Origin of the sequence: Novispirillum itersonii subsp. itersonii ATCC 12639, from assembly GCF_000381985.1 — a bacterium.
In the GTDB taxonomy this organism is placed as follows: Bacteria; Pseudomonadota; Alphaproteobacteria; order Rhodospirillales; family Rhodospirillaceae; genus Novispirillum; species Novispirillum itersonii.
On the sequence record NZ_KB907338.1, the window covers coordinates 272,256 to 298,954 of the forward strand.

Annotated in this window: 26 protein-coding genes; 15 read left to right on the top strand and 11 right to left on the bottom strand. The window is 66.0% G+C overall.

The genetic code is table 11. The features are described 5' to 3' along the window. The first annotated feature begins 37 nt into the window (after positions 1–37). From G365_RS0104545 to G365_RS0104565, 5 genes are all read left to right on the top strand, one after another. The gene (locus G365_RS0104545; protein ID WP_081628438.1) at positions 38–1,132 is read left to right on the top strand and encodes a lysozyme inhibitor LprI family protein; all 1,095 of its coding nucleotides are present in this window, start codon (positions 38–40) and stop codon (positions 1,130–1,132) included. Positions 1,133–1,198: 66 nt separating this feature from the next. Beyond that, complete coding sequence (locus G365_RS0104550; RefSeq protein ID WP_043741584.1) at positions 1,199–2,050, top strand: M55 family metallopeptidase; 852 nt, start codon at positions 1,199–1,201, stop codon at positions 2,048–2,050. Positions 2,051–2,065: 15 nt separating this feature from the next. After that, positions 2,066–2,836 carry a HEAT repeat domain-containing protein gene (locus G365_RS0104555; protein ID WP_019644323.1) on the top strand — a complete coding sequence of 257 codons (771 nt, stop codon included), beginning with the start codon at positions 2,066–2,068 and terminating at the stop codon, positions 2,834–2,836. Next, the gene (locus G365_RS0104560) at positions 2,833–3,537 is read left to right on the top strand and encodes a hypothetical protein (RefSeq protein WP_019644324.1); all 705 of its coding nucleotides are present in this window, start codon (positions 2,833–2,835) and stop codon (positions 3,535–3,537) included. Before G365_RS0104555 ends, G365_RS0104560 begins: the two co-directional genes overlap by 4 nt. 150 nt (positions 3,538–3,687) lie before the next feature. Beyond that, positions 3,688–5,535 carry a tetratricopeptide repeat protein gene (locus G365_RS0104565; protein ID WP_019644325.1) on the top strand — a complete coding sequence of 616 codons (1,848 nt, stop codon included), beginning with the start codon at positions 3,688–3,690 and terminating at the stop codon, positions 5,533–5,535. Here the strand turns inward: G365_RS0104565 and G365_RS0104570 are convergent. From G365_RS0104570 to G365_RS0104580, 3 genes are all read right to left on the bottom strand, one after another. Continuing rightward, positions 5,527–6,039: an EVE domain-containing protein gene (locus tag G365_RS0104570; RefSeq protein ID WP_019644326.1), complete on the bottom strand. Its 513-nt coding sequence runs from the start codon at positions 6,037–6,039 to the stop codon at positions 5,527–5,529. The two genes, G365_RS0104565 and G365_RS0104570, sit on opposite strands and share 9 nt — an antisense overlap. A 140-nt stretch (positions 6,040–6,179) precedes the next feature. Further along, on the bottom strand, positions 6,180–6,809 hold the full coding sequence (locus tag G365_RS0104575; protein WP_019644327.1) for a YitT family protein: 630 nt from the start codon (positions 6,807–6,809) through the stop codon (positions 6,180–6,182). 7 nt (positions 6,810–6,816) lie between these two features. Continuing rightward, complete coding sequence (locus G365_RS0104580) at positions 6,817–7,989, bottom strand: amino acid aminotransferase (RefSeq protein WP_019644328.1); 1,173 nt, start codon at positions 7,987–7,989, stop codon at positions 6,817–6,819. A 197-nt stretch (positions 7,990–8,186) separates the two neighbouring features. Between G365_RS0104580 and G365_RS0104585 the strand changes: the two genes are divergently transcribed. Next, on the top strand, positions 8,187–8,675 hold the full coding sequence (locus G365_RS0104585) for an Lrp/AsnC family transcriptional regulator (protein WP_019644329.1): 489 nt from the start codon (positions 8,187–8,189) through the stop codon (positions 8,673–8,675). A 105-nt stretch (positions 8,676–8,780) separates the two neighbouring features. Beyond that, positions 8,781–9,935: an MFS transporter gene (locus tag G365_RS0104590; protein ID WP_019644330.1), complete on the top strand. Its 1,155-nt coding sequence runs from the start codon at positions 8,781–8,783 to the stop codon at positions 9,933–9,935. Here G365_RS0104590 and G365_RS0104595 read toward each other — a convergent pair. Further along, positions 9,916–10,881 carry a carbon-nitrogen hydrolase family protein gene (locus G365_RS0104595; protein WP_019644331.1) on the bottom strand — a complete coding sequence of 322 codons (966 nt, stop codon included), beginning with the start codon at positions 10,879–10,881 and terminating at the stop codon, positions 9,916–9,918. The genes G365_RS0104590 and G365_RS0104595 overlap by 20 nt on opposite strands. Positions 10,882–10,978: 97 nt before the next feature. Here G365_RS0104595 and G365_RS0104600 point away from each other — a divergent pair, with 97 nt between their 5' ends. Further along, positions 10,979–11,929 (top strand): LysR substrate-binding domain-containing protein, encoded by a 951-nt coding sequence (locus tag G365_RS0104600; protein WP_019644332.1) that lies wholly within the window; start codon positions 10,979–10,981, stop codon positions 11,927–11,929. Between the two features lie 68 nt (positions 11,930–11,997). On the opposite strand, the gene G365_RS0104605 is transcribed toward G365_RS0104600, so the two are convergent. Next, positions 11,998–12,924 carry a DMT family transporter gene (locus tag G365_RS0104605; protein ID WP_051089837.1) on the bottom strand — a complete coding sequence of 309 codons (927 nt, stop codon included), beginning with the start codon at positions 12,922–12,924 and terminating at the stop codon, positions 11,998–12,000. A gap of 105 nt (positions 12,925–13,029) precedes the next feature. Here G365_RS0104605 and G365_RS0104610 point away from each other — a divergent pair, with 105 nt between their 5' ends. From G365_RS0104610 to G365_RS0104620, 3 genes are all read left to right on the top strand, one after another. Beyond that, positions 13,030–14,484 (top strand): aminotransferase-like domain-containing protein, encoded by a 1,455-nt coding sequence (locus tag G365_RS0104610; RefSeq protein WP_169545048.1) that lies wholly within the window; start codon positions 13,030–13,032, stop codon positions 14,482–14,484. Between the two features lie 59 nt (positions 14,485–14,543). Then, entirely contained in the window at positions 14,544–14,987 is a 444-nt protein-coding gene (locus G365_RS0104615) for a hypothetical protein (protein WP_019644335.1), read from the top strand. A gap of 73 nt (positions 14,988–15,060) precedes the next feature. After that, entirely contained in the window at positions 15,061–17,064 is a 2,004-nt protein-coding gene (locus G365_RS0104620; protein ID WP_019644336.1) for a TonB-dependent copper receptor, read from the top strand. On the opposite strand, the gene G365_RS0104625 is transcribed toward G365_RS0104620, so the two are convergent. Further along, complete coding sequence (locus G365_RS0104625) at positions 17,049–17,696, bottom strand: TetR/AcrR family transcriptional regulator (protein WP_019644337.1); 648 nt, start codon at positions 17,694–17,696, stop codon at positions 17,049–17,051. The two genes, G365_RS0104620 and G365_RS0104625, sit on opposite strands and share 16 nt — an antisense overlap. Before the next feature lie 62 nt (positions 17,697–17,758). On the opposite strand from G365_RS0104625, the gene G365_RS0104630 reads away from it, so the two are divergent. Beyond that, positions 17,759–18,691 (top strand): alpha/beta hydrolase family protein, encoded by a 933-nt coding sequence (locus G365_RS0104630; protein ID WP_019644338.1) that lies wholly within the window; start codon positions 17,759–17,761, stop codon positions 18,689–18,691. Positions 18,692–18,758: 67 nt separating this feature from the next. On the opposite strand, the gene G365_RS20335 is transcribed toward G365_RS0104630, so the two are convergent. Continuing rightward, positions 18,759–19,430, bottom strand: a complete 672-nt coding sequence (locus G365_RS20335; RefSeq protein ID WP_019644339.1) for a DUF1013 domain-containing protein — start codon at positions 19,428–19,430, stop codon at positions 18,759–18,761. 237 nt (positions 19,431–19,667) lie between these two features. After that, positions 19,668–20,690 carry an NAD(P)H-quinone oxidoreductase gene (locus G365_RS0104640; RefSeq protein ID WP_019644340.1) on the bottom strand — a complete coding sequence of 341 codons (1,023 nt, stop codon included), beginning with the start codon at positions 20,688–20,690 and terminating at the stop codon, positions 19,668–19,670. A gap of 112 nt (positions 20,691–20,802) precedes the next feature. On the opposite strand from G365_RS0104640, the gene G365_RS0104645 reads away from it, so the two are divergent. Further along, complete coding sequence (locus G365_RS0104645; RefSeq protein ID WP_019644341.1) at positions 20,803–21,015, top strand: DUF1192 domain-containing protein; 213 nt, start codon at positions 20,803–20,805, stop codon at positions 21,013–21,015. A 56-nt stretch (positions 21,016–21,071) separates the two neighbouring features. Beyond that, complete coding sequence (locus G365_RS0104650) at positions 21,072–21,854, top strand: 3-hydroxybutyrate dehydrogenase (protein WP_019644342.1); 783 nt, start codon at positions 21,072–21,074, stop codon at positions 21,852–21,854. A 111-nt stretch (positions 21,855–21,965) separates the two neighbouring features. On the opposite strand, the gene tldD is transcribed toward G365_RS0104650, so the two are convergent. After that, a complete protein-coding gene (gene tldD, locus G365_RS0104655) occupies positions 21,966–23,396 on the bottom strand; it encodes a metalloprotease TldD (RefSeq protein WP_019644343.1) in 1,431 nt (476 codons plus the stop codon). Between the two features lie 136 nt (positions 23,397–23,532). Further along, the gene (locus G365_RS0104660) at positions 23,533–24,459 is read right to left on the bottom strand and encodes a LysR family transcriptional regulator (RefSeq protein WP_019644344.1); all 927 of its coding nucleotides are present in this window, start codon (positions 24,457–24,459) and stop codon (positions 23,533–23,535) included. A gap of 155 nt (positions 24,460–24,614) precedes the next feature. Between G365_RS0104660 and G365_RS0104665 the strand changes: the two genes are divergently transcribed. Continuing rightward, positions 24,615–25,610, top strand: coding sequence for an aldo/keto reductase (locus G365_RS0104665; protein WP_019644345.1), 996 nt, complete (start codon positions 24,615–24,617; stop codon positions 25,608–25,610). A gap of 27 nt (positions 25,611–25,637) precedes the next feature. Here G365_RS0104665 and G365_RS20340 read toward each other — a convergent pair whose 3' ends face one another. After that, positions 25,638–26,582 carry a MipA/OmpV family protein gene (locus G365_RS20340; RefSeq protein WP_081628440.1) on the bottom strand — a complete coding sequence of 315 codons (945 nt, stop codon included), beginning with the start codon at positions 26,580–26,582 and terminating at the stop codon, positions 25,638–25,640. Positions 26,583–26,699: the final 117 nt, after the last annotated feature.

Sequence of the window (26,699 nt, forward strand, 5' to 3'; positions counted from 1 at the left end):
TTTGCGTGAGAGGGACGGGGGTTGAGAGAGGGGAACCATGATGAAAAAGACAGTGATCAGCCTGATGACGGCAACCGGTCTGTGGCTGACCGCCGGGGCCGCACAGGCGCAGGAAAACGGGCCGTCGTTTGACTGCTCCGCCGGAAAGTCGCTGGGCGAGCAGATTCTGTGCTCTGATCCGGGGCTTGCCGCCCGTGACCGGCTGATGGCCGAAACCTATAAGGTTAAAAGCAAAGGGGCTGACGGTGATGCGGTCAAGACCGCGCAGCGGGCGTGGCTGAAGCAGCGTGACAGCGCCTGTGGCATTGCCGGAAAGAAGGCGCAGGAAAGCCTTGATCCGCAGACGGTCTGGAGCATCGCGCCCTGTCTGGTCAAGCAGTACGACGCCCGTCTGGCCGAGCTGGGGGCCGCAGCCCCGGCGGCGGTGCCGCTGCCCGCCGGTGTCTGGCATCCGGCCTGTGTCGGGGCGGCGACGGAAGCGGCGGAGCGGGGCATCGACCTGACTCTCTGCCAGGCCGGTACGGCGCATGTTCCGGCCACCGCCCATACTGATCCGCCCGATGGATTCGAGACGGAAGGACTTTACGAAGGGTTCCCTGATTACAACTACTACCAGAAGGTCGGTGCCCTGTCGGATGGCCGTCAGCTGGTGCTGACCACCTACAACGGCGGCGGGACCGGCTTTTTCAGTCTGGTGTCGGCGGCCACCGTCAAAAAGGGCAAGGATGGTCATGACCGCCTGACCCTGCAGCCGGTCGGTGATGGCGGAGACCGCTGCAATGGCGGGATCAGTGATGTGGCCCTGAAGGGGCAGTCGGTGATTATCACCCGCAGCCTGACCCCGGCGGCACTGGCTGATCTGCTGAAGGTGCCGGAGCCGCTGGTCACCCAGCTGCCGGATTGTGCTGTCTGCTGCGCGGCGGATGTCACCACCCATCAGACCGTCGATGGCGATCCGCAGGTGGACTCGGTGGCGATTCAGGACATCGAGGAGCAGGCGCTGGGCGACGGCAAGCTGGAAGCCTGCGTCGGCAAGGCGCTGGAGACCGCCGCCGGGAAAACCCTGAAGGGGCCGGAGATGGCGGCACTGGGTAAATCAATTGCTGCCTGTGAAAAGTTTGTTGTGAAGTAATGGCTTACGGAGGCCGGACTGTCGGGGGACGGTCCGGCCCCGTTCCTCATGGATGAGAGCGCGGATATGACCAAGATTTTGATTTCAGTGGACATTGAGGGTATCGCGGCGGTCTTTGAGCGCCAGCAGGCGGTGCGCGGCAACCCGGAGTACGAGCGGGCCCGCCGCCTGATGACGGCAGAGGCTGACGCGGCGGTGCGCGGGGCCTTCGCCGGTGGGGCCACCGAAGTGACGGTGGTGGACTCCCACGGCCCGATGGGCAACCTGATTGCCGAAGATCTTGATCCCCGTGCCCGCGTTATCACCGGCCGGGGCCGTCCGCTGTCGATGATTCAGGGTCTGACCCCTGATCATGCCGGGGTGGTGCTGATCGGCTGGCATGCCAGCGCCGGAGAATACGGGCAGTTTGCCCATACCCTCAGCAGTCAGGCCTTCCGCCGCATCCGCCTGAACGGGGCGGTGGCGGGCGAGACCACGCTGTACGGCGGTTATGCCGCTGAACTGGGGGTGCCGCTGCTGCTGACCAGTGGCGATGACCGGTATTGTGCCGAGGTGCAGGCCCAGTTTCCGCTGACCGAAACGGTCTGTGTCAAGAATGCCATCGGCATGTTTGCCGCCGACTGCCTGTCGCCGTACCGGGCGCGGGACCTGATTGAGGATGCGGTCCGGCAGGTGGTGCAGGACCATGCGCAGGCCCGGGTGCAGTATCCGGTTCCGGCGGGGGCTGAGGTTGGCCTGCTGGTGCCGTTCCGGGTCGAGGTCGAAGTGACCACCCAGTTCATCGCCGATGGCCTGTCGCTGCTGCGCGGGGTTGAACGGCTGGGGGCGGAGACGGTGGCGTTCACCGCTGCCGACATGCGCGAGGTGTTGCAGACGCTGGCGGTGATGAGCCTGATGGGCGCGTCGTTGCAGCAGTAACCGGGGGGCAGAACGATGGCGACAGTCAGAAAAGCGGCCCCGGGGCGCGGGGTGGCGGATGTTCCGCCGGAACGGCTGGCCGAGCTGAATGCCGGACGGGCGGCCATTACCACCCTGACGGAAGGGCTGGCGATGGATTTTGCCGTTCTGCTGAAGGCGGTGGTGCCTGCGGCGGACAGTGCGGCGATGCAGGCGGCGGCAGGCGAGGGCGTCACTCGGCGGATGGCGTTGGGCGGGATGCTGCTGCGGCAGGCCGGGGCAGATCTGGCCGCTTTGTCGGCCCATCCGTCCGATACCGTGCGGGGCTGGGTCTGTTATGCACTGGCGCAGGAACATGGCACTGACCTTCCGGCGTTGCTGGCGGCGCTGCGGCCTTTGGCCGATGACCCGCATTTCGGGGTGCGGGAATGGGTGTGGCTGGCGGCCCGCCCGGCCCTGCTGACCGATCTGCCACAGGCGATTACCCTGCTGACGCCGTGGACGGCGGAGCGGTCGGAATGGCTGCGCCGCTTTGCCTCAGAAGCCCTGCGCCCGCGCGGGGTGTGGTGTGCCCATGCCCCGGCGCTGCGGGCCGAGCCTGCCCTTGGTCTGCCGCTGCTGGAGCCGCTGCGGGCTGACCCGGCGCGCTATGTGCAGGATTCCGTCGCCAACTGGCTGAACGATGCGGCTAAGGATCAGCCGGACTGGGTGACGGCGCTGTGTGCCCGTTGGCTTGCAGAAAGCCCGGTGTCCGCCACGCAGTACATCTGCAAGCGGGCGCAGCGCAGCCTGAAGGCAGCGCCATGATGCTGTGGCGGGCGGTGATGGCGTTCGCGGCCCTGCTGGCGGTCAGCCTGCCGGTGCGGGCGGCGGATGCCCCGGTGCTGGTGATTGACCCGCTGGCGGTGGCGCGGGCGCTGACCCGCTCGTGCTCCGCCCCGTTCGATCTGATGGTGCAGCCCCTGCTGGACTATTGCGACAGCTGGGACGGACGCAACGACGACCCGGAGCTGATCGCCGAGGCCCGCGCCACCCTGATCCGTCTGGGCCTGACCGATGCTACCCTGTTTGACGGGGTGGAGATCAGCTGGTGCCCGTTGCAGCGGGTCAACGGCATGGCCCCCCGCAGCAACCGGGTGCTGCTCAATCCGGCCTATAAATCTCGTCCGGTTGATCTGGTGGCCCTGCTGGGGCACGAGATGGTGCATATCCGCCAGTATCAGGCCTGGGGGGAAGAACAGTTCCGCTGCCGCTACGGGCAGGAGATCGCCAACGGGCGCGGCATGCAGCGTGCCAACCCGATCGAGCGGGAAGCCTATGAGGAAGAGGACGGGATCCGTTCCCATCTGCGGCTGGAGCTGGCCCGTCCGCTGAGCCCGGCGGAAAACGGGCTTTCTGCCCGCTGCCGCAGCGGGGAAGGGGCCTGCTTCCTGCCTGCCGCCCGCCCGGTCGGCGGTGCCTGCGGCTGCCCGTCAGAAATCGGCCTCAGCCCCGGCACGGTGTATTGACGGACTGGTTGTATAGGCTGCCGTCTTCACCTATGGTTCCGCTTTAAGATTATCGTTCTTTGTGGAAAAACTGGGGTTATGGCGCGTCAGAAACTACCGGGAACTGGACGAAATCCTACTCGTCTAAAGTCTCCCCATGACTTACGGCCCATGATTGCCAGAGCCGTTGCAAGTCATCAGGCCGGGCGTCTGCGGGAGGCAGAGGCCCTCTATCAGCATGTTCTGTCGCTTGACCGCCACAACAGCGACGCCCTGCATCTGTTGGGGGTTCTTGCTCATCAGGTCGGGCAGCCTGCGCAGGCGGTACGGTTGATTAAACAGGCGGCTGACATTGCACCGCAGGTGCCGGTGATTCATGTGAATCTTGGCAATGCACTCCGGGCTTTGGGGCGCCTGCCGGATGCCCTTGCGGCCTATGATACAGCCCTGCGCTTACAGCCCGATCTGGCAGGTGTGGAGTATAACCGCAGTCTGGTCCTGAAGGCGCTTGATCGCCCGGATGACGCCCTTGCGGCCTGCGATGCGGCAGTACGGTTGCAGCCGGATCTGGCAGAGGCGCACGCAGGCAGGGCAGCGCTGTTGAAAGGATTCGGTCGTCTGGAAGAGGCTCTGCATGCCTATGAAACGGCAGCGCGTCTGAAGCCGGGGTCAGCTGATATCCATTCCAACCGGGGGAATGTGCTACGGGGATTACGGCGATGGCAGGATGCCCGGCAAGCCTACGATGATGCGCTAAAGCTTCGTCCTGATTTTCCTGAGGCCTTGTGTAACAAGGGCATTTTACTGAAGGATCTCGGTTATCTGCAGGAGGCCCTGCAATATTTTGACCGGGCCCTGTCTCTTCAGCCCGATCTGGTGGAGGCGCATTCAAGCCGGGGGAACACCTTATCTCGGTTGGGGCAGCTGGACGCGGCTCTTGCTGCGCTGGACTGTGCCCTGCACTATCGCCCCGACTATGCTGAGGCCTGGTCGAACCGGGGGAATGTCCTGATGGCGATGGCGCGCTGGCAGGATGCAGAGGATGCCTATAAGCAGGCTTTGTTGCTGCGCCCTGATCATGCTGAAGCTCATTTCAACCGTGGCCTTCTGCATCTGTTGCTCGGCGATTTTGCTGTCGGTTGGGCCGAGCATGAGTGGCGCTGGAAAATGACCGGACCATCGGCCGAAGCGCCTCGCCATCAGGCTTTGCCGCTATGGCAGGGTGAAGAGGGGGCTGGGCGCATTCTGTTACTGTGGGCAGAGCAGGGGCTGGGCGATACCATTCAGTTTCTGCGCTACGTCCCGCAGGTGGTTGCCCGCGGGTGGTCGGTGATTCTGGAGGTTCCTGCCCCTCTTCTGCCCTTATGTAAGGGCCTGACGACTCCGACAGTCCGGTGTGTGGCGATTGGTACCGCGTTGCCCGGGGCCGATGCCCAATGCCCGCTGTTGAGTCTTCCGCTGTATGCCGGTCAGGACGATGGTATGGCCGGAGAAAAAGGGCCTTATCTGGCCGCCGATCCGGTCAGGGTGGATCTCTGGCGGAAACGCCTGCCGGGCGGTCGGCGCATTGGGATTATCTGGCAGGGTAATCCCGATCATCACAACGATAAGAACCGTTCGGTTCCTTTACGCCGTTTCGCCCCCCTTGCCGATTGCGACGGCATTACCCTGGTCAGTTTACAGCGTAATTTCGGTGAAGAGCAGATACCGGGGTGCGCAGGTCTGTTTCCACTTCATTTGCCCGGAGAGATCTATACGTCCGGCGGATTTGATGAGACCGCAGCCCTGATTATGGCATTGGATCTGGTCATTTCTGTCGATACCTCGGTTGCTCATCTTGCGGGGGCATTGGGGTGTCCGGTCTGGGTTCTGCTGCCGCATGTGCCTGACTGGCGGTGGCTGCTGAACCGGGATGACAGCCCTTGGTATCCCAGCATGCGATTGTTCCGGCAGCCGGAGTTAGGGGACTGGGATACGGTTTTTGCTCAGGTTGCCGCTGCCCTGCGGACTTCAGCCTGATAGGCCGACGCCCATCGCCTCGGCAATGGTGGCGAAATCGGCGGCGCTGACCGGAAACAGCCCATAGCGGAACGGTGCCCCCCAGTGGGTCCGTCCGGCGGTGAACTCCAGCACCGGCAGCAGCGGGCGGATCGGGGCCGGGGTTGCCCCGGCCTGCCAGCCGATATTCCGGCGGTAGGGCACAAAGCCATCGCCCATATCAAACAGATACGGCTCGCCGGGCAGGACGGTGCCGATGGCGGTGAAGGCCTGTAACGGCTCTTTCCCCCGGAACTGATCGGTGGGGGAGTAATAAGCAAAGCCGTCCCCGGCCCGCAGCCGCCGCAGCGGCCCGCCCTTGCCGTGGCAGACCTGCGCGAAGCCCCCGGCGACGCCGCGCCGGACATGTTCGGCGGAGACGACGCCGACCCAGAACCTCTGTCCGCCCGGCAGGGCTGCCGGAGCAGGGGCCGGGGAGCGGGGCTGAAGAGGATCAAGCGGGAACAGGGACGGCTGTACGGTCATGGTCAGGCCTCCGGCATAGAGAAGCGGGACCGGAGAAGCTCCGGTCCCGCTGGTATGGCAGGGCTGAATGTCAGAACCTGTCAGCAGGGATCAGGGCTGTTTCTGATCCCGCCGCCGCCTGACCGGCGACGCCGCCTTCCTTAACTGAACGCGGTGTACCGCCCCGGCTTGTGGTTGATGGCGATGATCAGGTTGGTGATGGTGATGCCCAGCACCGACAGCGCCAGATTTTCCACCGGCAGCACAAACCATGCTGCCGCCATCAGGGCCAGATCAATGCCCAGCTGCAGGTACCCGGCGCGCAGGCCGGTCCGTTCCTGCAGGAACATCGCCAGAATGTTGATGCCGCCCAGCCCGGTCCGGTGTCTGAACAGCATCAGCATGCCGCAGCCGATCAGACAGCTGCCGATCACTGTGGCATAGACCGGGTTGAGGGTGGAGAAATCAACCCAGCCGCTGACATAGCGGGACAGCAGCGACACCATACACACCGCAAGGAAGGTGCGCAGGGTGAACGCCCAGCCCATGCGGATCACACCCAGGATGTAGAACGGCAGGTTGATCACAAAGAACACCAGCCCGAAGCCCAGCCCGCTGATATAGCTGGTCAGCAGGGCCAGACCGGCGGTGCTGCCGACCAGCAGCACCGCCTTGGTGTAGATGACCGCGCCGAGGGATACCAGCAGGGTTCCGGTCAGCAGGGCCAGCACGTCTTCGTACAGGCGGTGGCGTTCCGCCGGAAGGGACTGGGCAGCAACGGCAGCGGTCATAATGGTCTTACCCCAGCAGCGGGACGAAGGTGGCGGCGACGCGGGCAATGTCAGCCTGCTTCAGCCCGGCGATGTTGATGCGCCCCGAGGTCGGCATGTAGATGCCATGATCCTTGCGCAGGGCCAGAATGTCGGCTTCCTTCATCGGCAGCAGCGAGAACATGCCCTGCTGTCCGGCAACGGCGGTTGACCCGGCCCAGTGGTTGCCGATGGCGGTGGCCAGACCCTGCCGCAGGCTGATCAGGCGGCCGCGCATCTCGTTCAGCTCGGCGATCCAGTCGGCTTTCAGCGCCGGAGTGGCAAGGATGGTCCGCACCACGGCAGAGCCGTGATCCGGCGGCATCGAGTAGCTGGTGCGGGCGATGGTCACCAGATTGGACCGGGCGGTTTCCACCGCGTTCTGGCTGCCGCCGACGGCGTAGACCGCGCCGGTGCGTTCCCGGTACAGGCCGAAGAACTTAGAGCAGGAGACGGCGACCAGCGACTCAGCGGCGGCGGCGATGACGGTCCGCAGCCCGGCGGCGTCTTCCTCCAGTCCGGCCCCGAAGCCCTGATAGGCGGAATCGATCAGCGGGATCAGACCCTTGCGGGCGACGATCTCGGCAACGGTTGCCCACTGGGCAGCCGTCAGCTGCGCCCCGGTCGGGTTGTGGCAGCTGGCGTGCAGCAGCACCGCATCCCCGGCTTCGGCGCTTTCCAGCGCGGCGGTCATGCGGTCAAACTGCACCGCCTGCGACGGCACGTCAAAGTACGGGTAGGTCTGCACCGACAGCCCGGCGGAGCCGAAAATGCCCAGATGGTTGGCCCAGGTCGGCACCCCGACCCAGACGCGGGTCTTGCCTGCCTTGGCCAGCAGATCGGCGGCAAGGCGCAGTGCGCCCGATCCGCCCGGTGCCTGCACCCCTGCGACGGCCTTGCCGCAGTCGGCCCCGCCGACCACGGTCCACAGCAGGTCGATGAACACCCGGTCCCCTTCCGGCGCGACGTAAGATTTGCTGTCCTGCGTCTCCAGAATCACCTTCTCGGCGGCCTTGACCGCCCGCATCACCGGGGTATGGCCGGTTTCATCACGGAACACGCCGACGCCAAGATCCACCTTGTCAGCGCGGGTGTCGGAATTGTACAGGCCGATCAGGGCCAGCAACGGGTCCTGCGGTTGCGGAGAGAGGGAGTCGAACATGTCTTCTTTCCTGAAAACAGCGCCGGGCCGGGCACCTGTTGCCCGCACGGCCGGGGGAGTGACATAACGCATCCGGTTATAGCAGAGCCGCGCCGCAAAAACCTGCGCTTCTTTCGGCCCTGTTGCAGTGCAAACGCTTGTCCGTTTGCGTAAAAACAGCAAAAATCCGTATGGTTTTGCGCTGATCCGCCGGAGGGATGATGTCTGATGCCGCAACCCCGCCGCTTTCCCTCGATGCCGTGGACCGCCGCATCATCCGCTGCCTGCTGGAGGATGCAACCCTGTCCAACAACGATCTGGCGGAAAAGGTCGGCCTGACTGCCGCGCCGCTGTCGCGCCGTCTGGCCCGGCTGTACGGGGCCGGGGTGATCCGGCAGGCGGTGATCGTTGACCCTGCCGCTGTCGGGCTGGGGTTGCAGGCTTTTGCCGAGGTGACGCTGAACCGCACCGCGCCGGAGGTCGGGCAGCGCTTCATCCGGGCCATCGCGGCGATGCCGGAAGTGGTGGAATGCCACACCGTGACCGGGGATTTCGATTTTCTGCTGAAAATCTCGGTCAAGGATATCGCCGATTACAAACGCTTGATCTGGAACGAGTTCGACCGCCTGCCGGAGATTAAGGCCCTGCGGTCAACCATCGTGTTTGACACTCCCAAGCACAGCCTTGGTACGCTGCCGGACTGGTAAGGCCGCTTTCCGGGGGGGCTGATCCTTCTTGCCGTCGCGGAAGCCGGGCGCTACATAGCCTGCGGTTGCTGATGACGCGCTGCCGTTCCCCCGGAGATTCCCCCTGTGCTGACGTCCCCCGTTCTGTCCGCTGACCGCCCGGAAACCCGGCTGGCCACCCGTCTGTCGTTTGCCGTTGCCGGGTTCGGTATGGCCTGCTGGGCACCGCTGGTGCCCTTCGTAAAGGCCCGGCTGGGGGTGGATGACGGGGTTCTCGGGCTGCTGCTGCTGTGTATTGGCATCGGGTCAATCGTGGCGATGATGATCACCGGGCTGGTGATTGCCCGGTATGGCACCCGGGCCTGCATCCTGTTCGGCGGGTTTGGCCTGACGTTTCTGCTGCCGGTGCTGACCCAGATCAGTGATGTGATGGTGATGGGGGTGGCGCTGGCGGTGTTTGGGGCCGTGGTCGGCACGCTGGATGTGGCGATGAACGTGCATGCGGTGGAGGTTGACCGTGCCGCTCCCCGGCCCCTGCTGTCGGGATTTCATGCCCTGTATTCGGTCGGCGGCTTTGCCGGGGCGGCGATGATGACGGTGCTGCTGTCCCTGCACCCGGATGTGCTGATGGCGGTGCTGATCGGGGCGGCGCTGATGCTGGCGGCCATGACCCTCACCGCCCCGCGTCTGCTGCGGGGCGGGCAGGCGGGGGATGGCCCGCTGTTTGTCAGGCCGCGCGGGGTGGTGCTGGTGCTGGCGGGCATCACTACGGCGATGTTCCTGACCGAAGGGGCGATGCTGGACTGGAGCGCCCTGCTCGTCACCGGTGCCGGGCTGATGGCGGCGGAGCAGGGCGGGGTCGGATACATGCTGTTTTCCATCGCCATGACCGCCGGGCGTTTCGCCGGGGACCGGATCACCGCCCGCGTCGGGGACCGGGCGGTGATGGTCTGGGGTGGGGCGATTACGCTGGCCGGGCTGGCGGTGCTGCTGCTGGCCCCGCAGGCATGGGTGGCGCTGTCGGGGTTCCTGCTGATCGGGCTGGGGGCATCAAACATCGTGCCGGTGCTGTTCCGGCTGGCCGGGGCGCAGACGGTGATGCCCCCGGCGCTGGCGGTGGCCGCGGTCTCGACGGCGGGATATGCCGGGATTCTCGCCGGCCCCGCCGCCATCGGCTTTGTGGCCGATAGCGTCGGCCTGAAGCAGGCGTTCTGGCTGCTGGCGGCACTGGTCTGCACCGTGCCGCTGGCGGCCCCGCTGGTTACGGCGCGTCGGCGCTGACGGTCGCTTCCGCGTCCTCTGTCACCGGCTGCACCGGGGTGCGCGGTGTTTCGTTGACCGTAAGACGGAAAACGTCGGGGCGGGCATAATGGCCGCTGACATCAAGGTCGTATTTACCCCGGATGCAGTCATTCAGGTCGATGTCGGCGGTCAGCACCGCCTCCCGCCCGTAGACCGGCCCGGCGAGGATTTCACCGAGCGGAGAGATGATGACGCTGCCGCCCCGGATCAGTTCCGTCTGGGGGTCGTTGCCCTGAAGGCAGTCATAGTCTGCCGGGGCATCGGCGCGGGTCATGTACTGGCACGACGACAGCACGAAGGTCCGGCCTTCATAGGCGATGTGGCGCATGGAGGCCTGCCAGATCTCCCGCTCATCCACCGTCGGGGCGCAGTACAGGCTGACCCCCTTGGCATAAAGGGTCTGGCGCAGGGCGGGCATGTAGTTTTCCCAGCAGATGGCAGTGCCGATCGCCCCGACCGGAGTGTTCACCACCGGCAGGGTTGATCCGTCGCCCTGCCCCCAGATCAGCCGCTCGCTGGCGGTGGGCATCAGCTTGCGGTGACGCCCCAGCAGGCTGCCATCGGGGCCAAAGATCAGGGCGGTGCAATACAGGGTGCCGCCGTCGCGCTCGATGATACCGGTGACCAGATGGGCCTTCATCATGGCGGCAAAACTGCCGATGCGGGCACATTCGGGGCTGTCGATCCCGATCGCGCCCTGCCAGTACCGCAGATAGTCATCGCGCCCTGCCGGGGTGCGGGTGCCGACCCGGGCCCCGAAGTCCAGCCCTTTCGGGTATCCGCCGACATAGGCTTCAGGGAAGACCGCCAGCTCTGCCCCCTCGCGGGCGACGGCCTGACAGTGGGCCTCCATCCGGTCGAGGGTGGTCTTGGTGTCAAACAGGGTGCTGCCTGCCTGAACGACGGCGACGCGGCGCTGGGTCATGGTCGAAGACTCCGGGGGAAAGGGGAAAGAGGCTGTGGGGAGTTGCCGGTGTGGACCAATGATGGCAGGGTCAGCAGTATCAACAAAACTGTGATTGATGATGGAAACTATCGACCTGAATGATAGTGCGCGCCTTGACTTCAATCTGGCGGTCACTTTTCTGGCCCTGTGGCAGGAGCGCAATGTCTCCCGCGCGGCACGGCGGCTGATGCTGTCGCAGTCGGCGGTCAGTGCGGCGCTGGCCCGTCTGCGGACGGTGACCGGGGATCCGCTGTTTGTGCGTCTGGGCGGTACCATGCAGCCGACGCCGCGCGCGGTGGCGATGGCGGCGGCGGTGCAGGCGGGGATGGAGCAGGTGCAGCGGGCGTTTCTGCTGCCGCCGCCCTTTGATCCGGCGCGGACGCAGCGGGCGTTTACGCTGGCGATGTCCGATGATTTCCAGATCGCGGTGGGGCCGGAGATCGCCCGGGCGCTGGATACCGAGGCCCCGGCGGCGGTGGTGCGCTTCCGGCAGAGCAGCCGGGCGACGGTGGAAGGGATGATTGCGGCAGGCGAGGCTGATCTGGCGGTGATTGCCCATGCCCCGGAAGGGGCCGGTCTGTGCCATCAGGCGGTGGCGGATGGCGGGTTCGCCTGTGTGTTTGATGCAGCCGCCTGCGGGGTGACCCTGCCGCTGGATGTGCCGGGGTGGCTGGGGTTGCCGCATGTGCTGGTGTCGTTTAACGGGCGGACCGGCATTGTGGATGAGGTGCTGGCCCCGCTGGGCCTGACCCGGCGGGTGCAGACGGCGCTGACCCACTTTGCGGCGTTGCCGCCGTTTTTGCTGGGGCGGCGGGCGGTGGCGACATTGCCCGCCCATGCGGCGGCGCGGCTGGCGGCATTTTCCGGGCTGACGGTATCCCCGCCACCGCTGCCGATGGGGGGATACCGGGTGTCGCTGCTGTGGCGGAAGGATCAGGACGCCGACCCGGCCAGCCAGTGGCTGCGCGGGGTGGTCGGGCGCTGCGTGGCGGCGGGGATGGAAGGCCCGAACACACATACAGCGTAGCGACCGGCCCAGAGGGCCCGACCAAAAGACAGGGTCGGCTGGCCGCTTCAGGAGCCGGGCAAAACCCCTTACCCAACCTTCACCGGCATCCGCTTGCCGATCATCACCAGCGTGGCGACCACCACGGTCATGATCAGGGTCAGCGGGGTCAGCACTTCGTTCAGCAGCACGGCGGCCCCCAGCAGGGACAGAAACGGTTGCAGAAGCTGCACCTGGCTGACCCGGGCAGTGCCCCCCAGTGACAGCCCGCGATACCATGCGAAGAAACCGATCAACTGGCTGATTGCCCCCAGATACAGCAGCGACGCGAGGCTGGGCAGGCTCCATGCCGCAGCGGGGATCGGGCCGTCGATCCACGGCAGGGCGATGGTCAGCGGCAGTGCCAGCGGCGCACACAGCAGCACCGCCCAGCAGATCACCTGCCAGCTCGGCAGATGGCGGCTGAGGCGTGATCCGCAGGCGTAACCGGTGGCGGCTGACAGCACCGCCGCCGCCATGGCCACATCCCCGACCGAGAAAGCCCCGCCGCCCAGCGTCAGGGCGTAGCCGACCACACAGCCGCTGCCTGCCAGTGCCACCAGCCAGAAACCGGGGGAAGGACGGTCACCGCACAGCAGGGTGGCGGCGACGGCAGTGGCGAACGGCAGCAGGCCGTTGACGACAATGGCATGGCTGGCCGGGGACTGTTCCGGCGGGATCAGGGTGACGGCATAGGCCATGAACAGCGGAAAACCGATCACCGCCCCGCCCGCCACCGCCATCAGATCGGGCAGCAGGGCGCGGGCAGGCAGGCGGGCACGGGCCAGCAGCAGGAAGAGGGCCGCCAGCACGCTGGCGACATCCAGCCGTATCAGTGTCACCGCCAGCGGTGACAGGCCGGACAGCAGGATGGATAGCCGGGTCACCGGCAGGGTCAGCGAAAACAGGATCACCCCCAGCGTGCCCAGCAGCAGGCCGGTGCGCAGGGGGGAGGAGGTCAGGGGCAGGGCTGGCATGGCGGCGGTCTCCGGCACGGGGTGATCCGCAGACGGTAGTTGATGACAGGCGACCGATACAGATACAGTTGGCGTGAAAGTTAAGGGGTACAGATGGGGGCGGAGATGGTCGGTCTTTCTGGGGGCGATGGGGCTGGCGGGGGCGATACGGTCGCTGACCGGCTGGCGGCCAGCCTGACGGCCCGGATCCGCGAGGGGGTGTTCCGCCCCGGTGACCGCCTGCCGTCGGTGCGGGTTCTGGCGCGGGCTGAAGGGGTCAATCCCCAGACGGCGGTGCGGGCGTTACAGATGCTGGAAGATGCCGGTCTGGCCGAGCCCCGGCCCCGGTCCGGCTGGTTTGTCCGGGGGGCCCGGGCCGGGGTGACGCCGCAGCCGGGGGCGGGGCGTCCGCAGGCGGTGGCACTTCCGGCGCTGGCCCGGCAGATTCTGGGCGACCGCCATCAGCCGGGCCTGATGGCGATGGGGGCGGCGCTGCCGGGGCCGGATCTGCTGCCGATCACCACGCTGTCGCGTCTGCATGCCACCGCCCTGCGCCAGAGCGGAAACGATCTGCTGGGCCGTTACAGTGACCCGGCGGGAGATCCGGCCCTGCGGCGGGCGGTGGCGCGGATGCTGGAAGATCGTGGTCTGCACCGCAGCCCCGACGAGATCATCATCACCAATGGCTGTATGGAGGCGCTGGATCTGGCTCTGGCGGCGGTGACCGCCCCCGGGGCGGTGGTGGCGGTGGAGTCCCCGGCCTATTACGGCGTGCTGCTGGCGCTGGCCGGGCGGGGCCTGCGGGTGGTGGAGCTGGCGGCGGACAGCCAGACCGGGGTCTCTCCGGCGGCGGTGCGGGCGGCGCTGCGGGCCGGTGACGGGGCCGGGGGCCGTCTGGCGGCCTGTATCCTCAGTCCGGCGGTGCATAACCCGCTGGGGGGATCGGTGCCGGTGGCGGCCCGGCAGGAAATCCGGCGGGATCTGGCCGGGGCCGGGGTGCCGCTGATTGAGGATGACTGTTTCGGTTTTTTTCATGGCCCGCTGGCGGATCCGCGCCCGCTGCTGGCCTTTGCCGGGGGCGATGGCATGCTGTGCGGGTCGGTGTCGAAAACCGTCGGCCCCGGCCTGCGGATTGGCTGGATCGTGCCGGGCCGCTGGTACGAGGAGGTGGTGCAGATCAGCTTCCGGCGGCATCTGTCGCATCCGTCCCCGGCGCAGGCGGTGATTGCCCGCTTTCTTGACAGTGGCGGCCATGCCCGGCTGGCCCGGCGGGCCGTGGCGGAATACACCCGCCGGATTGATCTGCTGATTGCCGGTCTGCGCCGCCACATGCCGCAGGAAACCACGGTTGCCGAGCCGCAGGGGGGGATGAATCTCTGGCTGACCCTGCCGCAGGGGCTGGAGGCGATGGCGGTGATGACCGCCGCGCGCCGCCATGGTCTGTCGGTGGTGCCGGGGCCGCTGTTCTCGCCGGTCGGGGGGTTTGCATCGTCCCTGCGGCTGAGCGTCGGCAGCGTCGGGCCGGAGCAGATCCCCGAGGCGGTGCGCCGTCTGGCGGCGGCGGTGGCGGATTTTCGATAGCTATTTTTTAAATGTGGGATTAGGGTCCGCTCAGTCATTCCACTGTCCGGTGTTGTTGAATGCCGTTTTCTCCTGCCTCAGCCGCGCTGCCGCGCCTGCTGCGGGCCCGGTTGCCGGGCCTGCGGATGGCCCTGCTGTCGCTGCTGCTGGGGCTGGTGGTGCTGGGGCGGGCCCTGTCGCCGGTCGGCGGGTCGCTGCTGGCGGCGGCAGACGGGGGGCCGGTGTTTCTGACGGCTGAACTGTGCGCCGGAATGACCGACAGCGGTGACAGAATAGCCGCCAACCCGCTGTCATCCGCCCATGACTGCTGCTGGTGGATGAGTGGCGCCGCTGCGGTGGCGCTGGCGGTTTTCATCGCCGTTATGCTGCTGGTGCCGGATCTCCGCCGGGCGGAGGCGGTCCGCCGGAGTGTGCGGATCACCGCCCCGCCGCGTCTGCTGTGGCGCTTTGCCTGTGCCAGCCGGGCCCCGCCGCCGGGGTGTCAGCCCTGTCTTTCCGCATAGGCCCACCCCGCTGCTGACCACGCAGGGGGGGCAGGCTTGCCGCTGACCCCTTTCATGCCGTGGGGATCTTCTGATGTCCGTGTTTTCTGTTTCCCGTACCGTGCTGCTGCGCGGTGCGTCGGGCTGTGCCGTGTCGGTTCTGGCTCTGACCTCCGCCGCTGCGCAGACGGTTGCGCCGTCCTCTTCTTCCACCCTGACCCCGATGGTCATCACCGCGCCTGAACTGACTGAGCCGATGGTGCTGACGCTGGACCCCAAGGCGGCGCAGACGCCGATTCCGGCGGCGGATGGCGGGGCCTATCTGAAGTCCGTACCCGGCTTTACCATGATCCGGAAGGGCGGCACCGGCGGCGAACCACTGCTGCGCGGCCAGACCGGATCACGCCTGAACATCCTGCTGGATGATACCCCGCTGCTGGGGGGCTGTGCCGGACGGATGGACCCGCCGACCACCTATGCCTTCCCGGAATCGTACGACAGCATCACTGTCCTCAAGGGGCCGCAGTCGGTGGTTTACGGCGGTGGGGCCAGTGCCGGGACTATTCTGTTCAACCGGGACACCAAGCCCTTTGACGACTGGGGCATGCGGGGCAATGCCAGCGCCCTGATCGGCGGGTATGGCCGCAATGACCAGATGCTGGATGCCACCGGCGGCGCGAAGGAAGGCTATATCCGGGCCATCGGCACCCATTCCCGGTCCAATGACTACAAGGATGGTTCTGATCAGCGGGTTCATTCGCAGTATGAACGCACCAGCGGCACGGCCCTGCTGGGGTTCACCCCCAACGAAGACACCACGGTCGAGCTGGGGATTGACGTCAGCGAAGCTGAGGCCGCCTACGCCGACCGCATGATGGACGGCACGGTGTTTGACCGCCGCGACCTGAAGCTGGATCTGATCCGCAGGAATGTCGCCCCCGGCGTGGTGCAGCTGAAAGGGCAGGCCTATTATAACTACGTTGACCATGTGATGGACCGCTTCAGCCTGCGGCAGTTTGACCGGACATCCATGATGTCGGCCCTCAGCAACCCGGAGCGGACCAATCAGGGCTTCCGGCTGCAGGGGGATTTCGATCCGGTCAAGGGCATGCTGCTGAAAGTCGGCTTTGACTATAATCAGGATGTCCGCACCGCCCGCGGCCTGACCCGGGCCGAGTATCTGGCCGGGGTCCGGTATGAGGATAAAGCCCGCGTCACGGATATGACCTTTAACAGTCACAGCCTGTATGCCGAGGTGACGCAGGACCTGACCGACACCAGCCGGGGCACGCTGGGCTACCGGCTGACCGATGTGGACACCACCGACAACGACGGCGTCGGCACCCCGTCAGACAGCGACACCCTGCACGCCCTGCTGGCGCGGTACGAACACGATCTGGATCTTGGCCTGCCGGTGACGGTTTACGGTGCCCTGTCGCACACCCAGCGCGCCCCGGATTACTGGGAGCGGTCAAAGAAGTTTGATCTGGAGAAAGAGCGCACCACCCAGATTGATATCGGTGCCCTGCACGACAGCGGCCCGTGGCGGATCGGCCTGTCCGGCTTTGCCGGGCAGACGGCGGATTACATCCTGCTGTCATCCGCCACCGGCAAGAACATTGATGCCCGGCTGTTCGGCGGCGAGGCCGAGGTCGGCTATCAGGTCCTGCCGTCGTGGCGGGTGGAAACCGCGCTGGCCTATACCCGGGGCGAGAACACCACCGAAGACAAGCCGCTGGCGCAGATTTCACCGCTGGAAGGAACCGTCGGTGTGCGCTACGACGACGGCACCTTCATGGGCGGGGTGCAGTTGCGGGCCGTGGCGGAACAGGACCGCACCGATGTCGGCTGGGGCAACATTGTCGGCACCGATATCGCGCCGTCGAAAGGCTTTGCCACCGTCAACCTCAGCCTTGGCTGGCGCCCGCTGGAGGCGGTGACGATGACCGCCGGGGTCGATAACCTGCTCGACAAGACCTATGCCGAGTACGTCAGCAAGGCGGGGACCAACACCCTTGCCGGAGACGGCTATCAACAGACCACCCGGGTCAATGAGCCGGGGCGCACCGTCTGGCTGCGCGGTCAGGTTAAGTTCTGATCTGCGTCCGGGCTGATCTGTCCGGGCAGGCTGCTGCGGAGCAATGCCGCGGCAGCCTGCCCGGCACAGTCCATATAGGCTGGGTCGCGGTGCAGCATCACCAGGGCGAAGGCCCCGTCAATCAGCAGACAGACCTGCCGGGCCAGCGCACGGGCGACATCCGGGGGGTATACGGCCGTGTATGCGGCTGTCAGCCAGTCTTCGACCCTGTGTTTGTGGCGGCGGGCGGCAACCACGGCGGGATGGCCGGGCAGGGTAATCAGTTCCACCGCGGTACGCAGAAACCCGCACCCTTTCCATTTCGGGTGCCTGACCGCCTGTGCCAGCCCCCGGAACAGAGCGGCGGTGCGGTCGGCACAGTCGCCGTCTGCCCTGTCGTACCACTGACGGAACAGGGTCAGGTTGGGCGCATCGCGCCCGCTCAGATACGCGGCGATCAGGTCGTCTTTGCTGCGGAAGTGATAATACAGGGTACGCTTGGTCACACCGGCCCGGCTGGCCACCGCGTCAACGCTGACCGCCCGCACGCCGCTGGCCTGAAACAGCTTTGCCGCCGCATCCAGAATGCGGTCGCGGGTTGGCTTTTCGGGGGCCGGGTCCGGTGGCGGAAGAGGGGGCGGTGTGTTTGGCATGGGGATGATGGTATACCGACCAGTGTATATACACAATGCCGCCCCCGTGGCTATCGTGGGGCATGACCCATACCGAGACACCCCCCGCCGCCCCTGAAGGCCAGCCGGTCAGTATCCTCTGCCGTGATGGTTTCATTCTGGGCGGCCACCTGTGGCGGACGGCCGACCTTACGCCGTCCGGCAGTGTGCTGATAAACTGCGCCACCGGCGTCCTTTCCCGTTATTATCACCGCTACGCCCGCTTTCTGGCCGGGCAGGGCTTTGATGTGCTGACCTATGATTACCGGGGGATTGGCCTGTCACGCCCGACCCGGCTGCGCGGCAGCGGCATCCGTTGGTATCACTGGGGCACACTGGACTGTGATGCGGCGCTGCGGCTGCTGGATCAGCAACACCGAGCCGGACCGCTGATGCTGGTCGGGCACAGTATCGGGGGGTTTCTGCCCGGTCTGGCAGAGGCTGCACCACGGCTTGACCGGATTTTGACGATGGGGGCCCAGTATGCATGGTGTGGCGACTATGCCCGGCAGAAGCGTCCCGGGCTGCTGCTGAAATGGCATCTGGCGATGCCACTGCTGACCGCGCTGTATGGGTATTTTCCCGGGCGTCGGCTGGGATGGCTGGAAGATCTGCCCGCCGGGGTTGCCAATGAATGGAGTTTCCGTGGTCCGCGTTTTGAACGCAGCCATCCACCGGCAGAACGGGCGGAGATTCTGCGGCGGATGGCGGCGGTGCGTGCCCCGCTGCTGGCCGTCACAATGGCTGATGACGAGTTTGGCACTGTTCCGGCGATTACCCGCACGCTGGCCTATTACAGGGGGGCGGAGCGCACAATGGTGCGTCTGTCACCGGCTGATTACGGGCGTGACCGGATCGGCCACTTTGCCCTATTTCATGACAGCCACGCCGATGGGTTCTGGGCAGACAGTCTGCGGTGGCTGCGCGCGGGGGAAAATCCGTGGCCTCAACAGTCCACGCCTGTGATCGGCGGATGAGATCTGTCTTCAAACGAAAAACCCCGCCGTTTGCGGCGGGGTTTCTTCGGGGCAGTCAGCCGGAAGATCAGAAGTCGTCTTCGTTCTCTTCCTGCTTCACCGGGCTGGTGCGCAGGAAGGCGGGCACGGCTTCGTCAACGCGCTCTTCATGGCGGTCACGTTCCGGTGCCTGTTCCGCTTCGGTGGCATAATCGACCTGCGGGGCAACCACCACACCGGCGCGGCGCGGCGCCAGGGCGATTTCCTTTTCCAGATCCATTTCCGAACACAGCCCCAGCGTCACCGGGTTGCGCGCCTTGATGTTGGCGGCATTCCAGTGCGACTTATCGCGCACGGTGCTGATGGTCGGCTTGGTGGTGCCGATCAGCTTGGAAATCTGGGCGTCGGTCAGTTCCGGATGGTGCTTCAGCAGCCATGCGATGGCGTCGGGGCGGTCATGACGCTTGGACACCGGGGTATAGCGGGCACCCTTGGCACGGGCCTGCGGGCGCGGAATGTCAGACGCGCTGAGCACCAGACGGTAGCGCGAGTCCTTCTCGCAGCGCTCCAGTTCCTGCTTGGTCAGCTGGCCGTTGGCCAGCGGGTCGAGCCCGACGATCCCGGTGGCGACTTCGCCATCGGCAATGGCCTGCACCTCAAGTTCATGCATACCGCAGAACGCGGCGATCTGTTCGAAGGTCAGAGCGGTGTTTTCCACCAGCCAGACGGCCGTTGCCTTCGGCATGAGCGGCAGCGCCATGTCACAATCCCTTTCGGAAAAAACCCGTAAACATATTCAGATCTGATCCTTTACGGTAAATCGCGCTTTCAAACAAGGGTTGCGATGGGGCATCAAGGGGAAAACAGCCTGTTTATGCGGGTTTGCGGGGGGCAAAAATTTTTGTCTGCCTGCACTGTGTCTTAACCGGGGGGCCTGCTGAGGAAGGAGATCAGATATCCGGCGCAGCCCGGATGAACGGGCGCGCCGGTGCGGGCGTCAATCCACCGTCAGCACGATTTTGCCGATGTGGGTGCTGCTTTCCATCATCGCATGGGCGGCGGCGGCCTGATCCAGCGGGAAGGTGGCGTGGATCTGCGGCTTCAGCCTGCCGGCTTCAATCAGCGGCCAGACGGTGGCCCGCAGGCCTGCGGCCATCCGCGCTTTGTTGGCCACCGGCTGCGGGCGCAGGGTCGAGCCGAGCAGCGACAGGCGCTTCAGCATCACCGGCATCATATCAATCTGGATCTTTGAGCCGTTGAGGAAGGCGATATTCACATGCCGTCCTTCCACCGCCATCACTTTCAGGTCGCGGCCGATGTAATCGCCGCCGACCATATCCAGCACCACATCGGCGGTCAGTCCGGCTTCCTTAAAGACCGCGACGTAATCTTCCTCGCGGTAATTGATGGCCCGCTCGGCCCCCAGCGCGATACAGGCGGCGCACTTTTCGGCACTGCCAGCGGTGACGGTCACCCGGGCCCCCAGCGCGGTGGCAAGCTGAATGGCGGTGGTGCCGATGCCCGAAGATCCGCCGTGGATCAGCAGGCTTTCCCCGGCTTTCAGGGCGGCGCGCTCAAACACATTGTGCCAGACGGTGAACAGGGTTTCCGGCAGGGCGGCGGCCTCGGTCAGCGACAGACCCGCCGGAACCGGCAGGCACAGCGGTGCGGCGGCGATGGCATGGCTGGCGTAACCGCCGCCGGTCAGCAGGGCGCAGACGGTATCGCCAACCTGCGGCGAGGTCACATCCGGCCCGGTGGCGATCACCGTGCCCGCCACTTCCAGCCCCGGCAGATCGGACGCGCCGGGCGGCGGCGGATAGCTGCCCTGCCGCTGGATTACATCGGGCCGGTTGACCCCGGCGGCGGCCACCGCGATCAGCACCTCGCCCGGCCCCGGCTGGGGCATCGGCCGTTCCGCCGGCACCAGAACCTCCGGCCCGCCGGGACCGGCGATGGTGACGCACCGAAGGGCCGGGGGGATGGTCGGGGGGATGGCGGGCATGGCGGTCTGGGGCATGGCGGATGTCTCCCGGCGCTGCGGAACAGTCTGAAAAGCTTGCCAGACAGTCTCTGACCCGGCACCCTTGAAGGCAAGACTCTTTTCTGGCGGATGCCTGCGGGAGATGACAATGGACACCGACGACCTTGATCCGCCCCGCCCGGTGGCGGGCAGCTTTCTGGGGGCCACCCCGGCGGAAAAGCGTGATCTTGAGGTGATGGGGCTGGAGCAGCTGAACGAGTACATCGCCGGGCTGGAGGCGGAGATTGCCCGCGCCCGCGACGCGATTGCCCGTAAGACCAGCGCCCGCAGCGCCGCCGAAGCGTTTTTTAAACCCCGCTGACCGGGGACACAGGGTTTCAGGCCCCGCCGGTCGGGGCAGTGCAGGAGAGAGAAACGATGCTGAAAGGCAAAAGCGCGGTTGTCACCGGATCCACCAGCGGCATCGGTCTGGGCATTGCCCGGTCGCTGGCGGCGCAGGGGGCCAATGTGATGATCAACGGCTTCGGCGACCCGGCTGATCTGGAACGGCTGCGGGCGTCGATGGAAAAAGAGTTTAAGGTCGATGTGCGGTTTAATGCGGGGGACCTGTCGCAGGGGGATGCCTGCTCGACCCTGATCGCCGAGACCGAAGCCGCCTTTGGGCGGGTGGATATTCTGGTCAACAATGTCGGCATCCAGCACGTCGCCCCGACGCAGGATTTTCCGGTGGCGAAGTGGGATGCGATTCTGGCGATCAATCTGTCGTCGTATTTCCACACCATCCGCGCCGCCCTGCCGGGCATGCAGGCGCGGGGCTGGGGGCGCATCATCAACACCGCCTCGGTGCATGGGCTGGTGGGGTCGATCCACAAGGCGGCCTATGTGGCGGCCAAACATGGCGTGGTCGGCCTGACCAAGGTGGTGGCGCTGGAAAATGCCGAGGCCAACATCACCTGCAACGCCATCTGCCCCGGTTGGGTCAAGACCCCGCTGGTGCAGCCGCAGATCGAGGCCCGCGCCGCCCTTGTCGGCGGCAACCTGCTGGATGGCGAACGGTCGCTGGTCGGTGAAAAACAGCCGTCAAAGCGCTTTTCCACCCCGGAAGACATCGGGGCGCTGGCAGCCTTCCTGTGTTCGGAAGCCGCCCACAACATCACCGGCACCACCCTGCCGGTGGATGGCGGCTGGACCGCGCAGTAAGCAGCAGCCCCCGGTTTAACAAAAGCAGGCGGCGGAGCGATGGCCCCGCCGCCTGTTTCCTGTCATGGATCTTGTGGAGAGGGCCGTGCCGGCCCGCTGTTTTAGGGGCTGTTAAACACTGGTGCCGCCGACGGTCAGCAGGTCAACCTTCAGGGTCGGCTGGCCGACGCCGCAGGCCACGCCCTGACCGTCCTTGCCGCAGGTGCCGATACCGGGGTCCAGCGCCATATCGTTGCCGATCATCGAGACCCGGGTCAGCACGTCCGGCCCGTTGCCGATCAGGGTCGCCCCCTTGACCGGGGCAGTGATTTTGCCGTCTTCGATCAGATAGGCTTCGGTGCAGGAGAACACAAACTTCCCTGACACGATATCCACCTGCCCGCCGCCGAAATTCACTGCGTACAGGCCCTTTTTGACGCTGCCGAGAATATCTTTCGGGTCATCCTTACCCCCCAGCATGAAGGTATTGGTCATGCGGGGCAGCGGCTTGTGGGCGTAAGACTGACGGCGGCCATTGCCGGTCGGCTTCATGCCCATCAGGCGGGCATTCATCCGGTCAAACAGATAGCCGGTCAGGATCCCGTCTTCGATCAGCACAGTGCGGCTGCTGGGGGTGCCTTCATCATCAATCGTCAGCGACCCGCGCCGGTCGGGCAGGGTGCCGTCATCCACCACCGTTACGCCGGGGGCGGCCACCCGCTTGCCGAGCAGCCCTGAAAATGCCGAGGTCTTCTTGCGGTTGAAGTCGCCTTCCAGCCCGTGGCCGACGGCTTCGTGCAGCAGCACGCCCGGCCAGCCGGGGCCCAGCACCACCGGCATTTCGCCTGCCGGGGCGTCGATGCTGTCCAGATTGACCAGCGCCTGCCGCAGGGCTTCATCCGTGGCGGCCTTCCAGGTCGCCTCATCAAGGATCATGTCAAAGCCGGTGCGGCCGCCAAGGCCGTGGGTGCCGGTCTCAAGGCGCCCGCCATGTTCGACCATTACCGTCACGTTCAGGCGCACCAGCGGGCGGATGTCCGCCGCAGCGCCATCCGCGCGCAGGATATGCACCGCCTGCCACGATCCGACGACCGATGCCATCACCTGCTTGACGCGCGGGTCGCGGCTGCGGGCATAGGCGTCGATTTCCGACAGCAGTTTGACCTTGGTTTCAAACGGCACCGGGGCAATCGGGTTGAGATCGGTATACAGCGCCTGATTGGTCCCCACCGGCCCGGCTGCCAGTGTGCCGGAATGGCCGCCGCGCACCGCCTTCACGGTTTCGGCGGCGCGCTCGATTGAGGCGTTATCAAGCGTGGAGGCATGGGCATAGCCCGCCGTCTCGCCCGCCACCGCCCGCAGGCCGAAACCCTGTGCGGTGTCGAAGGTGGCAGAGCGGATCTTGCCGTCATCAAGGCTGACTGCTTCAGACTGACGGTATTCCAGATACAGCTCGCCGTCGTCCATGCCCTCCAGCGCCGACGTCAGGGAGCGCAGCGCCCCGTCTTTGTCCAGTCCGGCACGGGTGAAGAACAGATCTTCTGTAACGGCGAGGTCAGCCATGCGGCGCTCCTACTCCTGTGGGCGGTTGTACCTTCACGTAAGGTCAGCCCCGGCGGTCCGCAACCGCAGCCGACGGGGAGGTCTGGCACTATGGAGCCTTTCCAGAGGCCTGACCAGTGTTTCCCGGTGCGGCCCGTTATTCTGCGGCGATGGAGGCAGGCGAAGCCGTCGCCGGGGCCAGTGCGGCGCACAGCCAGTCGATGAACACCCGCAGGCGCGGCAGGCGGTGCCGCCCCGGCGGATACAGCACCGACAGCGGCATGGCCGGGGGGCGGAACCCGGACAGAACCTCGGTCATCTGGCCGGAGGCGATCAGCGGGTCAAGGTGATAGCGCGGCCCCTGCACCAGACCATACCCGGCGACGCCGCTGGCGATATAGGCCCCGGCATCACTGACCGTCACGGTGACTGGCGGGCTGGCGTGGCTGAGGATGCCGCCTTCAACAAAGTCGAGGTCATAGGGGCGGCCGGTGCGGCTGGACAGGTAACCGACCATGCGGTGACCGCTGCCGATCTCCTGCGGGGTCAGCGGGGTGCCGTGGCGCTTCAGGTAGTCCGGGCTGGCGGCGGTGATCTGTTCCAGCACCCCGACCGGGCGGCAGACCAGTGAGGTGTCGCTGATATCCCCGGCCCGCAGCACGCAGTCGACCCCTTCGCGGATCAGATCGACGGTGCGGTCACGTACCCCCAGTTCCAGCGTGATGTCGGGGTAGCGGCGGGTGAACTCAGGCAGGGCCGGGATCACCAGAAGCCGCCCGAGGGCGCCGGGCATATCCACCCGCAGCCGCCCTTTCGGCAGGGTCCGCCCGGCGCGGAAGGTGGCTTCCGTGTCCTCAAGATCCCCCAGAATCACCTGACAGCGCTGGAAGTACAGATCCCCGTCCAGCGTCAGGCTGACGTGGCGGGTGGTCCGGTTCAGCAGCCGGACTCCCAGCCGGGCCTCAAGCTGCTGCACCGCCTGCGTGGCGGCGGCCCGGGGCACACCCATCAGCGTCGCGGCGCGGCTGTAGCTGCCCTGCGTCACCACCTGAACGAAAATCTGCATCGCCTGAATACGGTCCATGATCCTTCACCTGTATCCGTACCGAGATTAGAACCTGTTTTTGAATAATGCGGAACGCTTTCTGAGATTTATCGTCCCGACGGTAACAGTCACTGTGATGGCCGGATCCGGGGGTGTTCCCCGGCCCCCTGACTGACAGTGCAGGAGGTTTACCAATGCACATCCGTACTCTTGGCCCGTCCGGCCCGCAGGTTTCCGCCATCGGGCTGGGCTGCATGGGCATGACCGACTTCTATTCCACCGGGCAGGACCGCGCCGAGGCTGCCGCCACCCTTCACCGTGCGGTGGAACAGGGCATCACCCTGTTTGACACCGCTGATATGTACGGCCCGTTCACCAACGAGGATCTTCTGGGGGAAGTCCTCGCCCCGCACCGTGACCGGGTGTTTCTGGCCACCAAGTTCGGCATCCTGCGGGATCCGGCCCGCCCGCAGCACCGGGGTGTCAGCGGGCATCCTGACTATGTCCGCCAGTCGGTGGAAGGCAGCCTGCGCCGCCTGCGCACCGACCGGATTGATCTGTACTACCAGCACCGCATCGACCCGGCGGTGCCGGTGGAAGACACTGTCGGGGCGCTGGCCGATCTGGTGGCGGATGGAAAAATCCGCTTTATCGGCCTGTCGGAGGCCGCCACTGACACCATCCGCCGGGCCCATGCGGTGCACCCGGTCACGGCGGTGCAGAGTGAATATTCTCTCTGGACCCGTGACCCGGAAGAAACCGGTGTGCTGGCGACCTGTGCGGCGCTGGGCATCGGGTTTGTGCCCTATTCCCCGCTGGGGCGCGGCTTCCTGACCGGGGAGCTGAAAAGCCCGGACGATTTCGCCCCGGATGATTACCGCCGTCACAGTCCCCGTTTTCAGGGGGAAAACTTCCTCCGCAATCTGCATCTGGTGGAGGCCCTGCGGCAGATGGCCGCCCGGCGCGGGGTTTCGGCATCACAGCTTGCTCTGGCGTGGGTGCTGGCACAGGGGCCGCATGTGGTTCCCATTCCCGGCACCAAACGCCGCCGCTGGCTTGACGAGAACGTCGCCGCCGTTGCCCTGACCCTGACGGCGGAAGAGCGTGCCGGGCTGGAGGCAGCGTTTCCCCTGCGGGCTGCCGCCGGAGACCGCTACCCCGCCGAGTCCATGGGGACGGTCAACCGCTGACGTTGCTGGCCCCGGCTCCGGCCCCGGTCAGAACGTGTAGCTGATGCCCAGCATCCCGCTGACCATGGCATCGGCATCGACGATCGGGCTGTCGGTGTATTCCTTCGGCAGTCCGGTCACTTCGACCCCGGCATTCAGCCACCACGCCTTGTCAGAGGTCAGGGCATACCCCGCCGACAGCGAGGCGTGGGGCAGCAGGGCGGCCTTGGGGTCGTAGGCCCGGCGGTCGGCGCGGGCTTCGTCACTGCGGACGCCGACGTAATAGTCAACCAGACCGGCGCTCTGCCACATCAGGCCGACCCCGGCCCCCAGCCGCCAGCGGTTCCGTTCCAGTCCCCAGTCATAGCTCAGGTCAACGCTGCCGCCGTCATAGGCGTTGTTCAGCGCGGTGAGGTAGGTCAGGCTGACCGCCCCCAGCGGACTGGCATATTCAAGACTGGCCCCGCCTTCGATGGCGGCTTTGCGGGTGTGAAGACCGCGCAGCATATCGCTGTCTTTTTGCTTGAACGGTTTGTCCTGATATCCGGCCAGCGCCTTGAGTGCCAGAGTGTCGCCGAAGGTGACGGCGGTGACGGCAAGGCCATCGCCGCCGATGTGCAGCCGCTCGCTGTCAAAGCTGATGATCGGCAGCGGTGAGACCTCGGTATCCTTACCTTTGTACAGGCTGGATGCAACGGCGGCCCCGGCACCGATGGTCCAGCTGCCGTCAAACCACGGATCTGTGGGGGCAGGCGGGGGCTGAAAAGACGGAAATGTCATCGGTGGCTGCTGCCCGGCCGGGGCAGGCTGACCGGGCTTGGCCGATGCGGCCTGCACGGGGGAGGCCAGCAGCAGCACAATGGCTGCCACCAGCGCACCGACTCCGGTGGCCAGCAGAAGGCCCCCGGTCAGGGAGTGTCTGCTCCTGCCGGTGCGATCCGCCGCCGGGGGCAGGGTCATGAATCCGGGGGGCGTGGGGAGAGAAAGCGACATGAAACTGTCCTTCGGAAATGATCCGTGAAAGCCGCTGACATCAACTGGAAGAGTGGGGTGGCTGATGTCGGGCCGGACAGTGCCGCAGAGGCAGACAGATGGCGTCCGGGATCATTT

Bases quoted from the DNA above. Each gene is read 5' to 3' on its own strand.
- G365_RS0104545 (WP_081628438.1), top strand. From the start codon at position 38: ATGATGAAAAAGACAGTGATCAGCCTGATGACGGCAACCGGTCTGTGG.
- G365_RS0104550 (WP_043741584.1), top strand. From the start codon at position 1,199: ATGACCAAGATTTTGATTTCAGTGGACATTGAGGGTATCGCGGCGGTC.
- G365_RS0104555 (WP_019644323.1), top strand. From the start codon at position 2,066: ATGGCGACAGTCAGAAAAGCGGCCCCGGGGCGCGGGGTGGCGGATGTT.
- G365_RS0104560 (WP_019644324.1), top strand. From the start codon at position 2,833: ATGATGCTGTGGCGGGCGGTGATGGCGTTCGCGGCCCTGCTGGCGGTC.
- G365_RS0104565 (WP_019644325.1), top strand. From the start codon at position 3,688: ATGATTGCCAGAGCCGTTGCAAGTCATCAGGCCGGGCGTCTGCGGGAG.
- G365_RS0104570 (WP_019644326.1), bottom strand. From the start codon at position 6,039: ATGACCGTACAGCCGTCCCTGTTCCCGCTTGATCCTCTTCAGCCCCGC.
- G365_RS0104575 (WP_019644327.1), bottom strand. From the start codon at position 6,809: ATGACCGCTGCCGTTGCTGCCCAGTCCCTTCCGGCGGAACGCCACCGC.
- G365_RS0104580 (WP_019644328.1), bottom strand. From the start codon at position 7,989: ATGTTCGACTCCCTCTCTCCGCAACCGCAGGACCCGTTGCTGGCCCTG.
- G365_RS0104585 (WP_019644329.1), top strand. From the start codon at position 8,187: ATGATGTCTGATGCCGCAACCCCGCCGCTTTCCCTCGATGCCGTGGAC.
- G365_RS0104595 (WP_019644331.1), bottom strand. From the start codon at position 10,881: ATGACCCAGCGCCGCGTCGCCGTCGTTCAGGCAGGCAGCACCCTGTTT.
- G365_RS0104600 (WP_019644332.1), top strand. From the start codon at position 10,979: ATGATGGAAACTATCGACCTGAATGATAGTGCGCGCCTTGACTTCAAT.
- G365_RS0104605 (WP_051089837.1), bottom strand. From the start codon at position 12,924: ATGCCAGCCCTGCCCCTGACCTCCTCCCCCCTGCGCACCGGCCTGCTG.
- G365_RS0104610 (WP_169545048.1), top strand. From the start codon at position 13,030: ATGGTCGGTCTTTCTGGGGGCGATGGGGCTGGCGGGGGCGATACGGTC.
- G365_RS0104615 (WP_019644335.1), top strand. From the start codon at position 14,544: ATGCCGTTTTCTCCTGCCTCAGCCGCGCTGCCGCGCCTGCTGCGGGCC.
- G365_RS0104620 (WP_019644336.1), top strand. From the start codon at position 15,061: ATGTCCGTGTTTTCTGTTTCCCGTACCGTGCTGCTGCGCGGTGCGTCG.
- G365_RS0104625 (WP_019644337.1), bottom strand. From the start codon at position 17,696: ATGCCAAACACACCGCCCCCTCTTCCGCCACCGGACCCGGCCCCCGAA.
- G365_RS0104630 (WP_019644338.1), top strand. From the start codon at position 17,759: ATGACCCATACCGAGACACCCCCCGCCGCCCCTGAAGGCCAGCCGGTC.
- G365_RS20335 (WP_019644339.1), bottom strand. From the start codon at position 19,430: ATGGCGCTGCCGCTCATGCCGAAGGCAACGGCCGTCTGGCTGGTGGAA.
- G365_RS0104640 (WP_019644340.1), bottom strand. From the start codon at position 20,690: ATGCCCCAGACCGCCATGCCCGCCATCCCCCCGACCATCCCCCCGGCC.
- G365_RS0104645 (WP_019644341.1), top strand. From the start codon at position 20,803: ATGGACACCGACGACCTTGATCCGCCCCGCCCGGTGGCGGGCAGCTTT.
- G365_RS0104650 (WP_019644342.1), top strand. From the start codon at position 21,072: ATGCTGAAAGGCAAAAGCGCGGTTGTCACCGGATCCACCAGCGGCATC.
- tldD (WP_019644343.1), bottom strand. From the start codon at position 23,396: ATGGCTGACCTCGCCGTTACAGAAGATCTGTTCTTCACCCGTGCCGGA.
- G365_RS0104660 (WP_019644344.1), bottom strand. From the start codon at position 24,459: ATGGACCGTATTCAGGCGATGCAGATTTTCGTTCAGGTGGTGACGCAG.
- G365_RS0104665 (WP_019644345.1), top strand. From the start codon at position 24,615: ATGCACATCCGTACTCTTGGCCCGTCCGGCCCGCAGGTTTCCGCCATC.
- G365_RS20340 (WP_081628440.1), bottom strand. From the start codon at position 26,582: ATGTCGCTTTCTCTCCCCACGCCCCCCGGATTCATGACCCTGCCCCCG.